Below are 17,324 nucleotides of genomic sequence, written 5' to 3'. Positions count from 1 at the left end.
GTCAGTACTCATGACGTACCGGGTCGAGCAGCTGGCGGCCGCGGCGGAGGTCTCGGTCGACACCGTCCGCTACTACCAGTCGCAGCGGCTGCTGCCCCCGCCACGGCGCCAGGGACGGCTCGCCCTCTACGGCGAGGAGCACGTCGACCGCATCCGCGAGGTGCGGGCGCTGCAGCGCAAGGGCCTCACCCTGGCGGCGGTTCGCCGGGTGCTCGAGGGCCGTCTCGGCGCCGCCGACCAGGACCTCGCCGCCGCGGTTGCCGCGGTCCGGGCCGAGGAGGAGACCGAGGAGCTGCTCGGGCTCGACGAGCTGGCCCAGCGCAGCGGGGTCGCCGCCCCGCTGCTCCAGGCCTTCGAGCGCGCCGGGCTGCGCCTGGGGCGCAGCGTCGACGGCGTGCACCGCTACAGCAGCGCCGACGTCGAGATGGTGCGTCTGGGGCTGCGGCTGCTCGACAGCGGCCTGCCCCTCCCCGAGCTGCTCGCCCTCGCCCGCGACCACGACGAGCACGTCCGCGCCGTCGCCGAGCGCGCCGTCGAGCTCTTCGACGAGCACGTGCGCGGCCGGGTGCGCGCCACCGCCACCGACGACACCGAGGCGGCGCTGCGGCTGGTCACCGCCTTCCGCGAGATCTTCCCCGCGGTCACCCTGCTCGTCTCCCATCACTTCCGGGGGGTGCTCCTCGACGTCGCCGAGGAGCACATCGAGAAGGTGGGCGACCGCGCCGAGGTGGCCGCCGCTCACGCCGAGGCGCGGCGCGGGGTGGAGGTGGCGTGGCCCGCCTGAGCCCGCCCCGCCCGGCGGACGCGCGCGACCGCGCCGACGCCAACCGGGCGATGTTCGACCGCATCGCCCCCCGGTACGACCGGCTGAACCGGGTCCTCACCCTCGGCCTCGACGCCCGCTGGCGGCGCCGCAGCGTCGCCGCCCTGGGGCTGTCCCCGGGCTCGCTGGTGGTCGACCTCGCCTGCGGCACCGGCGACCTGTGCCGCGAGACCCAGCGCGCCGGGCTGCGCTGCGTCGGCGTCGACGTCGCCGCCCGCATGCTCGCCCACAGCCACACCTCCGCGCCGCTGGTCCGCGCCGACATCCTCACCCTGCCGCTCGCGGCGGGCACCGCGGACGGGGCGGTCTGCGGGTTCGCGCTGCGCAACGTGGTGGACATCCCCGGCTGCTTCCGGGAGACCGCGCGGGTGCTGCGTCCCGGCGGCCGCATCGGTTTCCTCGAGGTGGCGGAGCCCGCCAACCCGCTGCTGCGCCGCGGCCACGCCCTCTACTTCCGGCGGGTCGTGCCCTTCGTCGGCGGGCTGCTCAGCGACCGCGAGGCCTACCGCTACCTGCCCGCGTCGACGGCGTGGCTGCCCTCCCCCACCGAGCTCGTCGCCATGGCGCGCGACGCCGGCTTCACCGCGGTGGAGCGCCACAGCCTCGGCGGCGGCGCCGCCCAGCTGCTCACCGGCACCCGGTCGGGGTAGGAGGATGAGGATGGAGCGCACCGCCGCCGCCCCCGACCTGCTCGACGTGTGGGACCCGGAGGACGGCTTCCTGCTGGAGCGTGAGGGGGCCGGTCTCGCCGCCGCGGGGACCACCCGGGCGGCGGTGGTGCAGCCCGGCCCCGACCAGGGTGCCGAGGCGGGCGAGGTGGCCGGGGAGCTGCTCCGCGACCTCGACGCCGGGTCGGCGGTGGTGGTCGGCGCTCTCGCCTTCGACGGCGGGGTGCCGGCGCGGCTCTGGGTGCCGGCGCGCATCCTCCGCACCACCCCCGCGGGCGGGGTCCGCTCCGACCTGCTCGGCGACGGCGGCGACGGGTCCGCCGAGGGCCCTCCCCCGCCGGTGCGCCGCACCGCCGCCGGCACCGAGGTCTGGGGCGGGGTCTCCGCCCGGCCCGAGCCGGACCCCTCGGTCTACGCGGCGGCGGTCGCCGAGGCGGTCGAACGCATCCGCCGCGGCGCGCTGCGCAAGGTGGTGCTGGCCCGCACCCTGGAGCTCGAGCTCGCCGGGGAGATCGACGCCGCCACGGTGCTGCGCCGGCTCCGCAGCCGCGACCCCGGCTGCCACACCTTCGCGGTGCACGGCGCCGACGGCCGCGTCCTCCTCGGCGCCACCCCGGAGACGCTGCTCCGCCGCCGCGGCCGCACCGTGACCTGCGGGCCGATGGCGGGCTCGGCGCCGCGCTCGCCCAGCCCCGACGAGGACGCGGCCGCGGCCCGGCGGCTGCTCGCCTCGCAGAAGGACCACCGCGAGCACCGCCTCGTGGTCGAGGCGATGAGCGACGCCCTCGCCCCCTTCTGCGAGACCCTCGAGGTCGACCCCGAGCCCCGGCTGACCGCGACCGCCAGCCTCTGGCACCTGACCACCACGATGCGCGGCCGGCTGGTCGCGGACGCGCCCGGCGCGCTCGGGCTGGCGGCGGCGCTGCAGCCCACCCCGGCGGTCTGCGGCACCCCCACCGCCGCGGCCCTCGACACCATCCACGAGCTCGAGCCGGTGCCCCGCGGCCTCTACTCCGGCCTGGTGGGATGGGTCGACGCCGCCGGCGACGGCGAGTGGGTGGTGGCGCTGCGCTGCGCCGCCCTCTCCGGCCGGCGCGCCCGGCTCCACGCCGGCGCGGGGATCGTCGAGGGCTCGGTGCCCGCCCTCGAGGTGGCCGAGACCGAGGCGAAGTTCACCGCCCTGCTCACCGCCCTCGGCGGCTGAGGGCCTCCCCCACCCGCGCCGCCACCTCGGCGTGGTGCTCGACGTTGCGCCGCCGGTCGGTGGGCACCTCGACCAGCTGCACCCCGCCCTCCGACGCCGCCGCGGCCACCGCCTCGCCGAGCCCGGCGGGGTCGACCAGCCTCCGGTACCCGGCCCCGGCGGCGGCGGCGAGGGCGCCGAGGTCGAGTCCGTGGGGGGTGCCGAAGAGCGCCTCCTGCTCGGCCGCGGGGAGGTCGCGCTGGCCGAGCAGCGAGAACACCCCGCCACCGTCGTTGTTCACCACCACGAGCACCAGGTCGAGGCCGCGGCGGGCGCCCCAGAGCAGCGCCCCGGCGTCGTGGAGCAGGGTGAGGTCGCCGAGCAGCGCGTAGGCGGGCCGCGCCACCGCGGCGGTGCCGAGCGCCGTGGACACCAGCCCGTCGATGCCGCTGGCGCCACGGTTGGCGACCACCCGCAGGCCGCGGCGGGGCGCCATGAAGGCGTCGAGGTCGCGGATCGGCATGCTCGACCCGGCGAGCAGCACCGCCCCCTCCGGCAGGACGGCGGCGAGGTCGCGGGCGGTGCGCGGCTCGGAGGGCTCGGCCCAGCCGTCGAGGCAGCGGTCGGTGGCGTCCCGGGCGGCGGCGTCGGCCTCGAGCCAGGCGCCGCCGCCGGCGGGGCGGGGGAGATCACCCAGCCGCGGCAGCACCGCGGCCGCGAGCGCGCCGGGGTCGCAGCGCAGCGTCCACGCCGCTCCCCGGGCGGGATCGGGGTGGACCTCCTCGGGAGCCACCACCACCGTCCGCCGCGCCGCCGCGACGGTGGCGAGCAGGGCCCGGCTGGTCGGGGGGGTGCCCACCTGCACGACGAGGTCGACGGGGTGGCCGGCGCGGAACCCCGGGTCGGAGAGCAGCAGCGCGCCGGCGCTCAGCGCCGGCGGCCCGGTGCGCAGGCCGGAGGTGGGCTCGGCGAGCAGCGGCCAGCCGGCCTGCCGCGCCAGCGCGGCGATCGCCTCGCCTCGCCCGCCGGGAAGCGCTCCGGCGACCACCAGCCCGCCGGCGGTCCCGGCGATCTCCGCGGCGAGCGCGGTCACATCGGCGGCGGCGGGGCGCCGGAGCTCGGCCGAGACCCGCTCCCAGGGCGCTCCCTGCTCCCGCCCGGCGGCCTCGGGGCCGAGGTCGACGGCCGCCCCCGAGGGCACCAGCGGCTCGCGCAGCGGCAGGTTGAGGTGCACCGGGCCCGCCGGCGGCCCCAGCGCGGCGGCGGCGGCCCGGCTGCCCAGGGAGCGCCAGTAGCGGGCCGCCCCCGGCCGCGCCTCGGGCACCCCGCTGTCGGCGAACCAGCGGACGTGGCCGCCGAACAGGCGCTGCTGGTCGATCGACTGGTTGGCGCCGGTGTCGCGCAGCTCGGGCGGACGGTCGGCGCTCAGCAGCACCAGGGGGAGCTGGGAGAGCCGCGCCTCCACCGCGGCGGGCAGCCAGCCGGCGGCGGCGGTGCCCGAGGTGCAGACCACCGCCACCGGGCGCTCCTGGATGCGGGCGATCCCCAGGGCGACGTAGGCGGCGGAGCGCTCGTCGAGGTGGACGTGGAGGCGCAGGTCCGGATGCCGCGCCAGCGCCAGCGCCAGCGGCGTCGAGCGCGACCCCGGCGAGAGGCAGGCATCGCTCATCCCCGCCCGCACCAGCTCGTCGACGAGCAGCTGGCAGCAGGCGAGGGAGACGTCGGCGTCACCCATGGCCGCGCACCACGAGGTCCGGCGCCACCCGGCGGACGCGCAGCTCGCCGGCCTCGGGGAGGAGCGGGTCGCTGGTGACGTCCTCCTCGAGCAGCAGCGCGGTGCCGGCGCCGTGGGCGAACGGCGAGCCGGGCAGGGCGGCGGCGAGGGCGAGCACCGCGGCGAGCCCCACCGAGGTCTCCAGGGCGCTGGAGGCGATCGCCGGCACCCCCGCGGCGGCGGCGGCGGCGAGGGCGGCGGCGACCCCGCCGATCCGCTGCGGCTTCAGCACCACCGCGTCGGCGGCGTCGAGGGCGCGCAGCCGGCCGGCGTCGGCGACGCTGCGCACCGACATCTCGGCGGCGACCGGCACCGGCGAGCGGCGGCGGACCGCGGCCAGCTCCTCCAGGGTGCCCACCGGGTCCTCGACCAGCTCGACGCCGTGGACGGCCAGGCGCCGCAGCTCGGCGAGCGCGGTGTCGACGTCCCAGGCGCTGTTGGCGTCGAGGCGCAGCCGCACCCCGGGGCCGACGGCGGCGCGCACCGCCGCCACCCGCGCCTCCCCGGCGGCGTCGCCGACCTTCACCTTCACCGTGCCGCACCCCGACTCGAGCGCGAGGCGGGCGGCGAGCGCCGGCTCGACCCGCGGCACCATCGCGTTGACCGCCACCCGGGCTCGCCGCGGCGCCGGGAAGGGGTGCCGGGCGGCCTCCTCCGACGCCTCCTCGGCGGCGGCCAGCTCGGCCACCGACCAGGAGGGCAGCGGCGACCACTCGCCCCACCCCGCCGGACCCTCGACGAGGCGGGCGCGGCGCTCGACCACGCCGCCCACGGGCACGCGCAGCCGGACGGTGACCTCCACCCGGGCGGCGGCGCTCACCGCAGCGCCAGGCCCACGGTGAGCAGCACCCCGGTGACCAGGTGGAGGCGGGTGGTGGCGATCAGCCCGGCGACCAGCTCGCGGCCCCGGGCCCGGGCGACCAGGGTCAGCGGGGTGCGCGCCAGCGGCAGCGCCAGCAGCGCCAGCAGCGCGGGGACGGGGAGGGCGCGCACCGCCACCCCCAGCGCCACGCTGGCATAGGCGGCGGCGACCACGACCGCGTAGAGGCGGCGGCTGGCGGGGTCGCCGATCCGCACCGCCAGGGTGCGCTTGCCGGTGGCGGCGTCGGTGGGGATGTCCCGGAGGTTGTTGACCAGCAGCACGGCCACGGCGAGCAGCCCGCAGGACGGCGAGGCCCACCACGCCGCCGCGGGGATGGCACCGCCGGTCTCGACCAGGGCGGTGCCCACCGTCGCCACCGGCCCGAAGAACGCGAACACCGCCACCTCTCCGAGGCCGGCGGCGGCGTAGGGGCGGGGACCGCCGGAGTAGAGGACGGTGGCGACGATCGCGGCCGCCCCCACCAGCAGCAGGGCGGGGCCGACCGCGACGGCGAGGGCGATGCCCGCGGCCGCGGCGACGGCGATCGCGGCCGCGGCGGCGGCGGCCACCGCCCGGGGCGAGGCCAGCCCGGAGGCCACCAGCCGGGTGGGGCCCACCCGGGCGGCGGTGTCGACGCCGCGGACGCCGTCGAAGAAGTCGTTGGCGTAGTTCACCCCCACCTGGAGGCCGAGCGCGGTCACCGCGGCGGCCACGGTCCGCCAGGCGCTGAGGTGGGGCGCGGCGGCGGCGGCGCCCACCGCCACCGGCACCGCCGAGATCGCCAGGGTGCGGGGCCGCGCCCCCTGCCACCAGAGCGCCAGCGGGCCCGGGCGGCGCAGCTGGGCCGGACCGGTCACGGCCTGCGCGGGAAGCGCGAGAAGTCCGGGGGACGCTTCTCCAGGTAGGCGTCGCGGCCCTCCTGGGCCTCCTCGCCCATGTAGTAGAGGAGGGTGGCGTCCCCGGCGAGCTGCTGGATGCCGGCGAGGCCGTCCTGGTCGGCGTTGAAGCCCGCCTTGAGCAGCCGCAGCGCCATCGGGCTCATCTCCAGGATGCGCCGGCAGACCTCCAGGGTCCTGTCCTCGAGGTCGGCGAGCGGCACCACCCAGTTCACCAGCCCCCAGCGCTCGGCGGTGGCGGCGTCGTACTGCTCGCAGAGCATCCACACCTGCTTGGCCCGCTTCAGCCCCACGGTGCGGGCGAGCAGCCCGGAGCCGTAGCCGGCGTCGAAGCTGCCGACCCGCGGGCCGGTCTGCCCGAAGCGGGCGTTGTCGGCGGCGACGGTGAGGTCGCAGACCAGGTGGAGCACGTGGCCGCCGCCGATCGCATAGCCCGCGACCATCGCGATCACCGGCTTGGGGAGGCGGCGGATCTGGACCTGGAGGTCGAGGACGTTGAGCCGGCCCACCCCGTGGGCGTCCTTGTAGCCGTCGTCGCCGCGGATCCGCTGGTCGCCCCCGGAGCAGAAGGCGTCGGGTCCCTCGCCGGTGAGGATGATGACCCCGACGGTGGGATCGTCCCGGCCCATGTCGAAGGCGCGGGAGAGCTCGAAGAGGGTGGTCGGCCGGAAGGCGTTGCGCACCTCCGGCCGGCAGATGGTGATCCGGGCGACCCCGGCGGCGGTCTCGTAGCGGATGTCCTCGAACTCGGCGGGCGCCGTCCATTCCACGAGCAGCAACTCCTAGAGCGTGAACTCACAGTGTTGCGCTAGCGTAGCCGACATGCTGACGGATCTGCGTCGGGGTGACCTGGTGGCCGCGGCGCTGCCCCCGGGCCCCGCCTGGGCGCCGCTGGTGGCCCGGCTCTGGGAGGCGGGGGCGGCGCTGCTGCCCGTCGACCACCGGCTGCCCCCGCCCGCGGTCCACGCCCTCCTGGAGCGGGCCCGGCCCACCGCGCTGGTCGACGCCGGGGGCGAGCGCCGGCTCGACGGCGGCGTGGCCTGCGACCCGGCGGTGGCGGCGGTCGTGGCCACCTCCGGCAGCTCGGGCGAGCCCCGCCTGGTCGAGCTCGACCGCGCCGCGGTGACCGCCGCGGTGACCGCCTCGGCGGCGGCGCTGGGGGCATCGGCCGACCAGGGCTGGCTGAGCTGCCTCACCCCGGCCCACGTCGGCGGCCTGCTGGTGCTGTACCGCGCCGTGGTGCTGGGCTGCCCGCTGCGGGTGCACGAGCGCTTCGACGTCGAGGCGATCGCCGCCGAGCGGGGCAGCGCCTACACCTCGGTGGCCGCGACCATGCTGGTGCGGCTGCTCGACGCCGGCGTTGACCTCCGCCGCTTCCGCGCCATCCTGGTGGGCGGCTCGTCGATGCCACCCGGCCTCGCCGAGCGCGCCGCCGCCGCCGGCGCGGTGGCGGTCGGCACCTACGGGCTGACCGAGAGCTGCGGCGGGGTCGTCTACGACGGCGTCCCCCTCCCCGGCGTCGCCGTGCACGTCGACGGCGGCGAGATCGAGCTGACCGGCCCCACCCTGATGCGCGGCTATCGCGGCGACCACGAGGCGACCGCGGCGGCGCTCGCCGGCGGCCGGCTGCGCACCGGCGACGCCGGCCATCTCGACGCCGCCGGCCGCCTCCGGGTGGAGGGCCGGGTCGGCGAGGTGATCGTCTCCGGCGGGGTGAAGATCTGGCCGGCCGCACTCGAGGCGGTGCTCCGCGACCACCCCGGGGTCGCCGACGTGGCCGTCACCGGTGCGCCCGACCCGGTCTGGGGGGAGCGGGTCGTCGCCCTGGTGGTCCCGGTCGACCCGGCCGCGCCGCCCAGCCTCGAGCAGCTGCGCGACCACGCCGGGGGGCGGACCGGCCGGCACCGCGCGCCCCGGGAGCTGCGGATCGTCGACGAGCTTCCGCGCACCGCCCTGGGCAAGCTGCGCCGGGGAGAGCTGGGACGCGGCGGTGCCATCGCGGGCGGGGGTGGGGTGTCGAGGAGACCCTGATGGCCCCTCGGCCCCTCAGCGCAGGCGGCGGCGCAGCAGGGCGACGGAGACCACCCCGCCACCCATCACCACCACCCAGATCGCGAAGAGCACCGCGCCGGTGTGCTGGCCGCTCTGGAGCTGGACCACCATGCCGAACACGGCGATCACCAGGGTGAGGCTGGTGAGGATCCAGAGACCGGTGAACCGCGGGAACCCGTCCATGGCTCCAAGGATGTCAGACCCCGGCGGCCTCCCGCACCCGGGCACCGACGATGTCGCGCATCGAGACCACGCCGACCATCTGGTCGTCGTCGACCACGATGAGGTGGCGGAAGTTGCCCCTGCACATCTCCGTCGCCGCGGTGTCGAGGTCCCAGGCGACGCTGGCGGTGCGCGCGTCGTAGGTCATGTACTCGCTGACCAGGGTGACCGCGCAGTCGACGCCCTCGGCGACGGCGCGCATCACGTCGCGCTCGGTGAGGATGCCCGGACCGGCGAGGTCGCCGTCGACGACGATGGCGGCGCCGACCCGTCGCTGCAGCATCGCCCGGGCCGCGTCCACCAGGGTGTGGTGGGGACCCACGACCAGGACCACGGCCGACATGGCATGGCGGACATTCATTGCTGCCCCTCCACACGGGTGGGTAAAGACTGACAGTACGCCCGATCCGGCTCTGCGGCAAGCGCCGATCGGCTCCCGTTCAGCCGGCGGCGAGGAAGATCCGCTCGGTGACACGGTCTGCGGAGCCCTGGGCGGTGATGCGCAGGCCGTGGAGGTGCTCGAGGTCGGGGCGCAGGTCGGTGTCGTAGCTGTGCTTCAGGTCGTCGGGGAGCGCCGTCACCACCGCCGCACGGATGCGGTCCAGGTCGAGGTAGAGGACCGGGTCGGCGACCGACCACCCACCCCCGGCGGTGAACCTCGGGGTGGAGGTGAGCCGCGCTCCCGAGGCGTGGGCGTCGAGGACGGCGCGCACCTCGGCGGGGCCGCTGCCGAGCACGGCCATGCCGTCGCTGACCGCGTAGGCGGGAGCGAACCCGGCGCCGGACAGGCCCGGGATCGCCAGCGAGGTGATGACCGCGCCCCGGTAGGTCTCGGTGTGCGCCGGGGCGAGCGCCGCGAAGCCCCCGACCAGCTGGTCGAGGAAGGAGCGCACCGCGGCGGCGTCGTCGGTCCCCACCAGGAGGGCGCCGCCGGGGATGGTCGAGGCGCCCCCGGCGCGCACCTCGAGGGCGAGGTCGCCGGTGAGATGGGAGAGGACGCCGTGGGGGTCGCTCAGCCCCAGGTCGTGGAGCGGCCCGCTGAGGTCGAGGCCGGTGGCGCGGGCGCCCGAGGCGACCCCCTGGAGGAGCGACTGGAGGCTGTCGTGGAGCCCGCCGACGGCGAGCAGGCCGGCGGCGTCGGCGGGGACCCAGTCCAGGGCCCGGTTCGGGGTCGTGGAGGCCTGGAGCGCGGAGCGCTCTGCAGGGGTCAGCCTGGAGGTGTCGGTGACCACGGCGACGTCGGTGGCGAGACCGTCCGGCTGGGCGGTCACCGCCAGCCCGGCGCTGCGGAAGACGCCGGCGCCCTGGTCGAGGGCCCTGAGCAGGCCGGGCTCGAGAAGGCCGCCGCCGCTCAGCGCCCCGCGGATCGCGCCGGTGACCCCGGGCCCGCTGGCGTAGGCCAGGGCGACCCGGTCGGAGGGGAGGCGCTGGATCGTCGCGGTGTACGCCGCCGAGCTGCGCAGCGGCGGCCGCCTGCCCTGGTCGGTGTCGATCACCGCCTCGATCATCGACGCCGAGTTGCCCACCACCGCGGCGTGGTCGACGTACGCGTACGCGATCGGGGTGCCGTCGCCGCCCGCGGCGGGGGTGCCCACCGAGACGGCGACGCCGCCGTGCTGCCGCTCGCTCCAGCGGTCCTTGCGGCCGGCATCGGTGGTGCGGATGCGGGCGAGGGTCGCGGCCGCCCGGGCGTCGTCCTTCGACGCGATGATCACCGCCGTCGGGGTGCCGTCGCCGAGGCGGAGCGCCACCGCCACCTGGGTTCCCAGCCAGGGGCGCACGTCGGTCCCGAACGAGAGACCCTCCGGCTTCAGCGCCAGGTCCATGCCCTGGTCGATCTTCGACTGGAGGTCGTTCTGGGTGTGCAGCGCCGGGAGGTGACTTAGCAGCCCCTGGATGTTCCGCTTCTGGGAGAGCGAGGGGTCGAGGAGGAGGGTGGCGTAGACGTCGGCGTCGTTGGGGACCATGCGGTCGACCACGTCGCCGGTGCCGCGGGCCAGCCCCATGAACAGCGCGGTGCCCACGGGCACGCCGACGATGACCACCGCGGCGAGCGCGCCGAGGACGACGCGGAGCCCGCGGCGGCGGCGGCCGCGGGCCGATCCGCCCGGATCCGGGCCGGCGGCGGGCACGGGCAGGCTGCTGACGGTGTCGTCCATGGGCCCTCGACAGGTGGTGGCGCCGGGTCAGCATGCGGCCCGCCGGGGTCGCGCCGATCACGGATGGGTGACGGCGGTGCTGAGGCTCGGTGTCGGCCGGCGGACTCGAGTTCCGGCCGAGCCTGGCGCGATGTCGGGGCGGGCGCACCGTACAATGGTTCTGTCACGGACACGGACACCCGTCCGCGGGGTCCGGCAGAGGGAGGTGGTGATCGATGCGCCGACGCGCGCTGCTCACGCTGGCGGTCCTGCTCGTCGGCGTGTGGATCGCGGTGGGGCCGGCCTTCGAGGGCCGGATCAGCACCTCGGAGCTGGCCCAGGAGGTGGGCGTGGGAAGCGTCATCGCGATCGCGGCGGCGATCCTGCTGGTCCACGACCTCCGCCACCGGGCATCCGGGTTGGCGGGGCGGGGCGGGCATGCCGGATCGGTGGCGGATGGCGGCGGGGCTGCTCGCGCTCGGCGCGGCGCTGACCGCCGTCGAGCCCGCCGCGGCGGTCACCGCGCCCGCCGCGCCCGCCGCGCCCACCGCGCGCGCGGTCCCGTCGCCCAGCGCCCGCGCCGCCACGCCCTCCGTGGCGGCGGTCCCGGTGCCGGCGCCGCGGCGCCCGGCGGCGGCCGCGCCCCGCCCCACCGCGTCGCCGACGCCGTTCCCCACTCCCGGCGACGCCTCCGCCGCGGGCCGCCGCCGGCTCCGGGCTCGCAACGCCGTCGAGGAGGGCTTCCTGCTCGGCCTGCCCGGCGCCGGGCCCGCCGGTCCCACCGCCTACGTGCCTCCCGAGCCGCGGAGCAGCACCGGCGACGCCGCCGCGCTGCTCCTCGCCGCGACCGCGGGCCTGCTCGCCGCGGTGGGAAGCGGGGCCGTCCTGCTCTTCGCCCTGCTCCGCCCTCGCCGCGCGCCGGAGACGCCGCCGGCGCGGGCGAGCGTGGCCCTGGCACCGGTCCGGCGCCCCCGGGGGTGGACGCCGGGGCGCCGCCGCCGCACCGCCCGGCTTCCCCAGCAGGTCTTCGACCGGCTCCCGCCGCTGCTGCAGCTCGCCGTGCTCGACCACGCCGGCCCGCCGCCGGAGCCCGGTCAGGAGGCCGGCCCGGCGGCGCCTCCGGCGGGCTGAGCGCATCGCCTATCCTCAGCGACCATGCCGCTCCACCCCCAGGTGAGCGCTCTCCTCGACTCCATGCGCCGCCCGGGCGCACCGCTCGACACCATGACCGTGGCCGGGGCACGAGCCGCGCAGCGTGCCTCCACGGAGGCGCTGGGCGGGAAGGTCGAGCCGGTGTCGGGCACCGTCGACATCACCGCCGCCCCCTCCCCCGCCGGCGGGGTGCGGCTGCGCATCCACCGCCCGCTCGGCGCCCCCGCCGGGCAGGCCCTCGGCGGGGTGCTCTACCTCCACGGCGGCGGCTGGGTGACCGGCGACCTCGACACCCACGACCGGATCTGCCGAGGGCTCGCCAACCGCAGCGGCGCCGCGGTGATCGCCGCCGACTACCGGCTCGCCCCCGAGCACCCGTTCCCGGCCGGGCTCGAGGACGCCCTCGCCGCGCTCGCCTGGAGCCGCACCCACGCCGCCGCGGTCGGCGTCGACCCGGCCCGGCTCGCGGTGGCGGGCGACAGCGCCGGGGCGAACCTCGCCGCCGTCCTCGCCCGCCGCGACCGCGACGCCGCCGGCAGCCCGCCGCTCGCCCTCCAGGTGCTCGTCTACCCGATCACCGACGCCGCCATGGACACCCCGTCGTACACCGAGAACGGGGAGGGGCTCTACCTGACCCGCGCCGACATGGAGTGGTACTGGGGACACTACCTGGGCGGCGCCGACCCCCTCGACCCCGACGCCTCGCCGCTGCGAGCCGCCGACCTGGGGGGCCTGCCGCCGGCGCTGGTGCTCACCGCCGAGTACGACCCGCTGCGCGATGAGGGCGAGGCCTACGCGGAGCGGCTGCGCGACGCCGGCGTGGCCGTCGACTGCCGCCGCCGCGCCGGCATGGTGCACGGCTTCCTGCGCTGGGGCGGCGCCGTCGACGAGGCGTCCACCACCCTCGACGAGATCGGCGCCAGGATCCGCGAGGCCCTGGAGCGGCGATGACCCCCACCGATCCCGCCGACCTCCTCTCCGCCGTCCGCCGCACCGACATGCTGATGCGCGAGGCCCGCTCGACGCTGCGCCGCCTCGACCGGCTGACCGCGAGCGCCGCCGAGGCGGAGCCATCGGTGCGCCGCCTCCTCGAGGAGGCGATCGCCGCCGTCGAGCGCCTGACCGAGGAGCTCGCCCACCAGCAGCAGGTGCTGCGCCGCCGCCGGCCCGTCCACTGAGGACGGTCCGGTTCAACCTCCGGGGGTGACCGCCTCGCGCTCGTCGAGGAACGCCCACCAGCCGCCGGCGACCTGGCGGGCCGAGTCGACCACCCGGGCGGGGTCGGCGTCGAGGGCGGCGAGGGCGTCGAGCGACCAGGCGGCGTGCTCGACGTCGAGGCCGGCATGGAGGTCCCAGAAGCGGGTGTCGCCGGCGTCGAGGCCGTGGTGGGCACGCAGCCCCTCGGCCTTCGAGGCGGCCACCTCGGGCACCTGCAGCTCGTAGGCGAGGAGGGCGGCGAGACCGGTCGCGGCGCCCTCGGCGACCTGCCGCCGCTGCAGCTCGAGGAGGGCGGCGGTGGCCGGGGTGGGGGGTGCGAAGTCGGCGCCGACCGCGACCGCGAACCCGTCGAAGAGCTCGAGATGGGTGGGCGGGCCGACCTCGTCGGCGAGGGTGCGCAGCACCGCGTCGCGACCGGGGCCGGGGTCCATGCCCGCGGCGACGCCGCCGAGCAGCTCGGGGAGCGCGGCCTCGAGGTGGCGGTACTGGGCGGCGTATGCGGCCAGCTCTGCGGCCTCGAGCTCGCCCCGCTCCCAACGCTGGTAGAAGGGGTGGTCGAGCAGGCGCCGGCCGGCGATGACGCCGCCGAGCTCACGCTCGAGGAGTGCGCGGTCCATGGTCCTCTCCCTCACTGCGGTGGTGGCTGGCCGCAGCATATCCGTGTGACTGCTACGGCCGTCTCCAGGACACCGGGATGCGGCGAAGCCGGGGACGCCGGGCGCGCAGCCGCAGAGCGCCGGCGAGGGCGACCACGAGGAGGAGGGCGGCCGCGGGGACGAGTGCCGGGGCGCTCATCCGGGCGCCGGTGGCGGCGGCGGACGGCCGCGCGGCGACGGCCGCCGGGCGGGCCACCGCACCGGGCGGGGTGGGCAGCTGGGCGACCACCCCGGCCACCTGGTCGGTGATCGCGGCCACGCCCTCGGAGGGCGGCGCCACGCTGCCCGGGGGCGGCCCGGCGGTGGCCGGCGCGGCGATCACCGGCAGGGTGCGGCCGTCGATGTCGCGCATCAGGTTGGTGACGTCCGGGCTGCCGAACCCGGACACGTAGTCCCAGCCTGCGGTGGCCGCGTAGACGCCGTTGGCGCCCACGGTGATGTCGTGGAAGTCGCGGGCCGCACGCGCCGGGTCGTTGCCGATCGGGTACAGGGCGGGGTTGGCGAAGCCGTTGCCCTGCGGATTGGTCGAGGCCGCCTGGATGCGGGCCCACATCCCCATCCACAGCGGCGAGGAGAGGCTGGTGCCGCCGCCGGAGAAGTCGCGGCCGTTGACCACCACCGTGTACCCGTTGCTCACCGCGTCGCCGGAGATCGCGGCGACGTCGGGGATGCCGCGGCAGGGCTGGCCGGTGTTGGCCGGCGTGCCCGCGGGGTCGGCGACGCAGGGGACGACGTTGTTGTGGGTCGACCGCTGCCACGCCGGGGCGGGGATGAGCAGCGCCGAGCCGCCGCCGGTGAACGGCCAGGCGTACTCGAGCGAACGCTGGGCATTGGCGGCGCCGTCGGTGTAGAGCACGGTGCCGCCGACGCCGACCGCGTACTGGCTCGACGCCGGGTAGTTGGTGAAGGGCACCACCTGGTTGAGCACCCCGTTGCCGGCGCCGGCCGCGGGCAGCACCACGGCGGGGCAGGACGACCCGGTGTCACCGGTGGAGACGAACAGGGTCCGGCCCTCGAGCACGCCCTGGGCGAGGATCTGCTCGGCCACCGGCTGGAGGTTGTTGCCCAGCTCGGTGCCGTACTGCGCCTTCGGGTTCTGGTCGGGGTTGACCGGATCGAGGGCGGGGTTGGAGATGACCGGGTTCAGCGGCCCGGTCTCGCACTCGCCGAAGGAGGCGTTGGCCTGCAGCGGGCCGCGGGGGTCGCTCACCCACGAGGAGAAGCCGGCGGCCACGTCGGAGTCGGCGAGCGACGACGCGAAGTAGAAGTGCAGCTCGCGCGCCAGCGGCGCCATCCCGGTCGAGGCCTGGCTGTCGAGGTCCCACTCGGCGAGGCCGCTGCTGTCGTCGTGGGGGCCGGCGCCGACGAAGTGCACCCGGGTCACCGTCGGGGGGAACTTGTGCCGCGTCTCGAAGGTGCGCAGGTCGTTGATCACCGTCTCCACCTGGCCGGCGCCGAAGATCGCCATCGTGGTGCCGTCGCCGAGGTTCTCGGAGGGCTGGTGGTACACCGACCACAGGTCCTGGGGACCGAGCTGGCCGGTCTTGAGGCCGCTCGCCGCCGGTGTGACCGCGGTGCGGGTGAAGGTGTGGAAGCGCTGCAGGCTGTTGAGCCCCATCACCGAGATCACCGGCAGCCCCGCCGGGACGCTGGGACCGACACGGTTGGCGTAGAAGGTCTCGCCCCGGGCGGTGTACGTCGCCAGGGTGGTGTGGAAGAGCCGCTCGACCTGGGCAACGGTGCCGGCGGCCTGGACGTAGTCGCCCGCCCCGCCGACGTGGGCGACGGTCAGCCCGCCGCCGCGCAGCCAGCCGGTGAGCGCGTCGCGCACCGCCGGGGCGACGCCGAAGCGCCGGGCGACCTGCTCGGGGGTGAGGAAGCGATGGAAGAGGGGGCTGGCCGGGTCGTACAGGGCCCGGAGCGTCGCCGTCTCGGCGCCGGGGTCGGGATGGGCGAGGCCGACGCCGACGTGGATGACCGTGCCGGGGTCGGGTGCGCCGGCGCCGGTGAGCCCGGAGATCCCGGGGAGGACCCCGCTGCTGAGGACGCGCAGCGCCGAGGTGTCGACTCCGAGCCGGGGAAGGGCGGGCGCGGGCAGACCGAGGCCGGGGAGACCGGGGAGGCCCGGGAGGCCGGGGAGCAGCGGCGACATCCCCGCGGCGGAGGCGGCTCCCCCACCCGTGAGGGCGGCGGCGGAGCCGGTGAGCAGGGCCAGGAGCGCCCGGAGCGGGCGCCCGTGCCGCACGGGAAATGGGAACCGATGCACCGATCAACCTCCCTTGTGACCCGCCGCACCCCCGCGCGGCGTCGTGGGCGACCGACAGCGCCGGAAGATGCCGCCCCGCCGACAGGGTATCCAAGCCCGCGGCGTCTTGCTACACGACGATCGCGAACCCCGCCGGGGGCGCGAGCCCGCGACCAGGCCGGGGGGCGTGGCGCGGTGCTCCGTCTGGGATGAACGCAACATTTCTTGCGTTTGGTCGTTGTGTGACTGTCCGCGGTGAGCACTGGGCCTCGCGCGCGGGGAAGGGAGAGAACCATGCGCACCATCGCCATGGCCGCCACCGGCTGTGCCGCGTTGCTGGCCGGCGTCGCGGTCACCACGACCACCCACGCCTCCGGTGGCCTGCTCGGCCTCGGCGGCGGCCAGAACAGCCACCGACTCCTCCAGGCGGGCGGCCTGATGCCGCTCAACCCCGGGGGCCTGCTCGCCTGCGCGAACATCCTCCACGCCGGTGGCATCAACCTGATCGGCAGCGGCAGGCAGTTCGGCGTCGGCTGCAGCGACACCAGGCTCGGCGCCGGCTACGGCACCAACCTGCTGACCCTCCCGCCGCTCCCGGCCACGCCGATCCTCGGCCGCTGCCAGACGCTGCTCCAGAACGTCGGCACCATGCTGCCGCTGGTGGGCTTCCCGATCAGCAGCGGCGCCGGCATCCAGACCAGCTGCGGCACCCACACGAGCCCGCTCGACCCGCTCACCCAGCTCCTCGGCCTGGGCTGACCGGCGTCCCCGGACCAGGCGGCTAGAGGGCCACCTCGGGGAGCTGGGCGGCGAACGTCCACCACCCCGCCATCGGGACCGGGCCGTCGGGGTCATGCTCCCGCCGCCGCGGCCGCCGCTCGGCGGCGAGCCGGGCCGCGGCCCGGGCGACGGCGTCGAGGGCGACCAGCTCGTCGCCCTCGGTTCTCGGCCGGGCCCGGAGCAGCTCCTCCACGGCACGCTCGACCACGGTGACGGCGCGGTGGTCGGGACCGGCGGGCGCGCGGTCGAGGAGGTCGGCTGGGCTCATCTCAGGTCCCTTCGTGCTTCCGCGCCACGGCCGCGCGGGGGGCGGCGCTTGTGCTGCCTGTACGAGTACCGGAGCGCGGCGGGGCGCACTCGCGTGCGCACGGGGCCCACGGCCCCTCTCGCCACCGGTCTCGGGGCCCATGCTACCCCCGCCGCAGCGCCCCGGGGTTGTGCACCGAGCAACAGCTGGCCATCGAACAGTTATGGCGGGCAGCGGCCGGTGGCGGGCAGGTCGGCGGGGGGCACGGTGACCGTTCAACGCTCGGGGAGCGCCGTTCCCCGCACGGCCGCCCCGTCGGCCTCGGGTACGCTCTTCTCGTGCCCAGGCTCCTGGTGGTGGACGACGACGCCAACCTGAGGGAGTCGCTCCGCTTCGCGCTCGCCTGCG

At 77.2% G+C, this 17,324-nt stretch carries 19 protein-coding genes; 9 read left to right on the top strand and 10 right to left on the bottom strand.

The features are described from left to right. Positions 1-10 precede the first annotated feature (10 nt). From VGL20_02330 to VGL20_02320, 3 genes are read left to right on the top strand one after another with little or no spacing between them, the layout of a single operon-like run. Positions 11-784, top strand: coding sequence for a MerR family transcriptional regulator (locus tag VGL20_02330; protein ID HEY2702504.1), 774 nt, complete (start codon positions 11-13; stop codon positions 782-784). Then, the gene (locus tag VGL20_02325) at positions 772-1,473 is read left to right on the top strand and encodes a ubiquinone/menaquinone biosynthesis methyltransferase (protein ID HEY2702503.1); all 702 of its coding nucleotides are present in this window, start codon (positions 772-774) and stop codon (positions 1,471-1,473) included. Before VGL20_02330 ends, VGL20_02325 begins: the two co-directional genes overlap by 13 nt. A gap of 10 nt (positions 1,474-1,483) precedes the next feature. Further along, the gene (locus VGL20_02320) at positions 1,484-2,695 is read left to right on the top strand and encodes an isochorismate synthase (protein HEY2702502.1); all 1,212 of its coding nucleotides are present in this window, start codon (positions 1,484-1,486) and stop codon (positions 2,693-2,695) included. Here the strand turns inward: VGL20_02320 and menD are convergent. The 4 genes from menD to menB are packed head-to-tail and all read right to left on the bottom strand — an operon-like array spanning position 2,676 to position 6,985. Further along, positions 2,676-4,409 (bottom strand): 2-succinyl-5-enolpyruvyl-6-hydroxy-3-cyclohexene-1-carboxylic-acid synthase, encoded by a 1,734-nt coding sequence (gene menD / locus VGL20_02315; GenBank protein ID HEY2702501.1) that lies wholly within the window; start codon positions 4,407-4,409, stop codon positions 2,676-2,678. The two genes, VGL20_02320 and menD, sit on opposite strands and share 20 nt — an antisense overlap. Then, positions 4,402-5,268 (bottom strand): enolase C-terminal domain-like protein, encoded by an 867-nt coding sequence (locus tag VGL20_02310; GenBank protein ID HEY2702500.1) that lies wholly within the window; start codon positions 5,266-5,268, stop codon positions 4,402-4,404. The genes menD and VGL20_02310 overlap by 8 nt, the downstream gene beginning before the upstream one ends. Continuing rightward, on the bottom strand, positions 5,265-6,167 hold the full coding sequence (locus VGL20_02305) for a 1,4-dihydroxy-2-naphthoate polyprenyltransferase (protein HEY2702499.1): 903 nt from the start codon (positions 6,165-6,167) through the stop codon (positions 5,265-5,267). Before VGL20_02305 ends, VGL20_02310 begins: the two co-directional genes overlap by 4 nt. Further along, positions 6,164-6,985, bottom strand: a complete 822-nt coding sequence (gene menB / locus VGL20_02300) for a 1,4-dihydroxy-2-naphthoyl-CoA synthase (protein ID HEY2702498.1) — start codon at positions 6,983-6,985, stop codon at positions 6,164-6,166. The genes VGL20_02305 and menB overlap by 4 nt, the downstream gene beginning before the upstream one ends. A gap of 43 nt (positions 6,986-7,028) precedes the next feature. Between menB and VGL20_02295 the strand changes: the two genes are divergently transcribed. Next, the gene (locus VGL20_02295; protein ID HEY2702497.1) at positions 7,029-8,237 is read left to right on the top strand and encodes a fatty acid--CoA ligase family protein; all 1,209 of its coding nucleotides are present in this window, start codon (positions 7,029-7,031) and stop codon (positions 8,235-8,237) included. Positions 8,238-8,252: 15 nt separating this feature from the next. Here the strand turns inward: VGL20_02295 and VGL20_02290 are convergent, their stop codons facing one another. From VGL20_02290 to VGL20_02280, 3 genes are all read right to left on the bottom strand, one after another. Then, positions 8,253-8,441 (bottom strand): hypothetical protein, encoded by a 189-nt coding sequence (locus VGL20_02290; protein HEY2702496.1) that lies wholly within the window; start codon positions 8,439-8,441, stop codon positions 8,253-8,255. A gap of 13 nt (positions 8,442-8,454) precedes the next feature. Next, the gene (locus VGL20_02285) at positions 8,455-8,841 is read right to left on the bottom strand and encodes a CBS domain-containing protein (GenBank protein HEY2702495.1); all 387 of its coding nucleotides are present in this window, start codon (positions 8,839-8,841) and stop codon (positions 8,455-8,457) included. A gap of 79 nt (positions 8,842-8,920) precedes the next feature. Then, complete coding sequence (locus VGL20_02280; GenBank protein ID HEY2702494.1) at positions 8,921-10,639, bottom strand: DUF3352 domain-containing protein; 1,719 nt, start codon at positions 10,637-10,639, stop codon at positions 8,921-8,923. A 435-nt stretch (positions 10,640-11,074) separates the two neighbouring features. Between VGL20_02280 and VGL20_02275 the strand changes: the two genes are divergently transcribed. From VGL20_02275 to VGL20_02265, 3 genes are read left to right on the top strand one after another with little or no spacing between them, the layout of a single operon-like run. Beyond that, entirely contained in the window at positions 11,075-11,749 is a 675-nt protein-coding gene (locus VGL20_02275) for a hypothetical protein (protein ID HEY2702493.1), read from the top strand. Positions 11,750-11,773: 24 nt separating this feature from the next. Further along, a complete protein-coding gene (locus VGL20_02270) occupies positions 11,774-12,721 on the top strand; it encodes an alpha/beta hydrolase (protein ID HEY2702492.1) in 948 nt (315 codons plus the stop codon). Next, positions 12,718-12,948, top strand: a complete 231-nt coding sequence (locus VGL20_02265) for a hypothetical protein (protein HEY2702491.1) — start codon at positions 12,718-12,720, stop codon at positions 12,946-12,948. The genes VGL20_02270 and VGL20_02265 overlap by 4 nt, the downstream gene beginning before the upstream one ends. Before the next feature lie 12 nt (positions 12,949-12,960). On the opposite strand, the gene VGL20_02260 is transcribed toward VGL20_02265, so the two are convergent. Together VGL20_02260 and VGL20_02255 are read right to left on the bottom strand one after the other, a co-directional pair. Then, a complete protein-coding gene (locus VGL20_02260) occupies positions 12,961-13,605 on the bottom strand; it encodes an iron-containing redox enzyme family protein (GenBank protein HEY2702490.1) in 645 nt (214 codons plus the stop codon). Positions 13,606-13,657: 52 nt separating this feature from the next. Then, complete coding sequence (locus tag VGL20_02255; protein ID HEY2702489.1) at positions 13,658-15,910, bottom strand: S53 family peptidase; 2,253 nt, start codon at positions 15,908-15,910, stop codon at positions 13,658-13,660. A gap of 273 nt (positions 15,911-16,183) precedes the next feature. Here VGL20_02255 and VGL20_02250 point away from each other — a divergent pair, with 273 nt between their 5' ends. After that, complete coding sequence (locus VGL20_02250; GenBank protein ID HEY2702488.1) at positions 16,184-16,648, top strand: hypothetical protein; 465 nt, start codon at positions 16,184-16,186, stop codon at positions 16,646-16,648. A gap of 22 nt (positions 16,649-16,670) precedes the next feature. Here VGL20_02250 and VGL20_02245 read toward each other — a convergent pair whose 3' ends face one another. After that, the gene (locus VGL20_02245; protein HEY2702487.1) at positions 16,671-16,937 is read right to left on the bottom strand and encodes a hypothetical protein; all 267 of its coding nucleotides are present in this window, start codon (positions 16,935-16,937) and stop codon (positions 16,671-16,673) included. Between the two features lie 167 nt (positions 16,938-17,104). Between VGL20_02245 and VGL20_02240 the strand changes: the two genes are divergently transcribed. Beyond that, positions 17,105-17,324 (top strand): hypothetical protein (locus tag VGL20_02240; protein HEY2702486.1); only part of this gene is annotated, 220 nt, incomplete at its 3' end.

The organism is Candidatus Dormiibacterota bacterium, assembly GCA_036495095.1.
GTDB lineage: Bacteria > Chloroflexota > Dormibacteria > Aeolococcales > Aeolococcaceae > CF-96.
The sequence above is the reverse complement of the archived record's forward strand: the minus strand, read 5'-3'. Positions and strand labels throughout refer to the sequence as shown.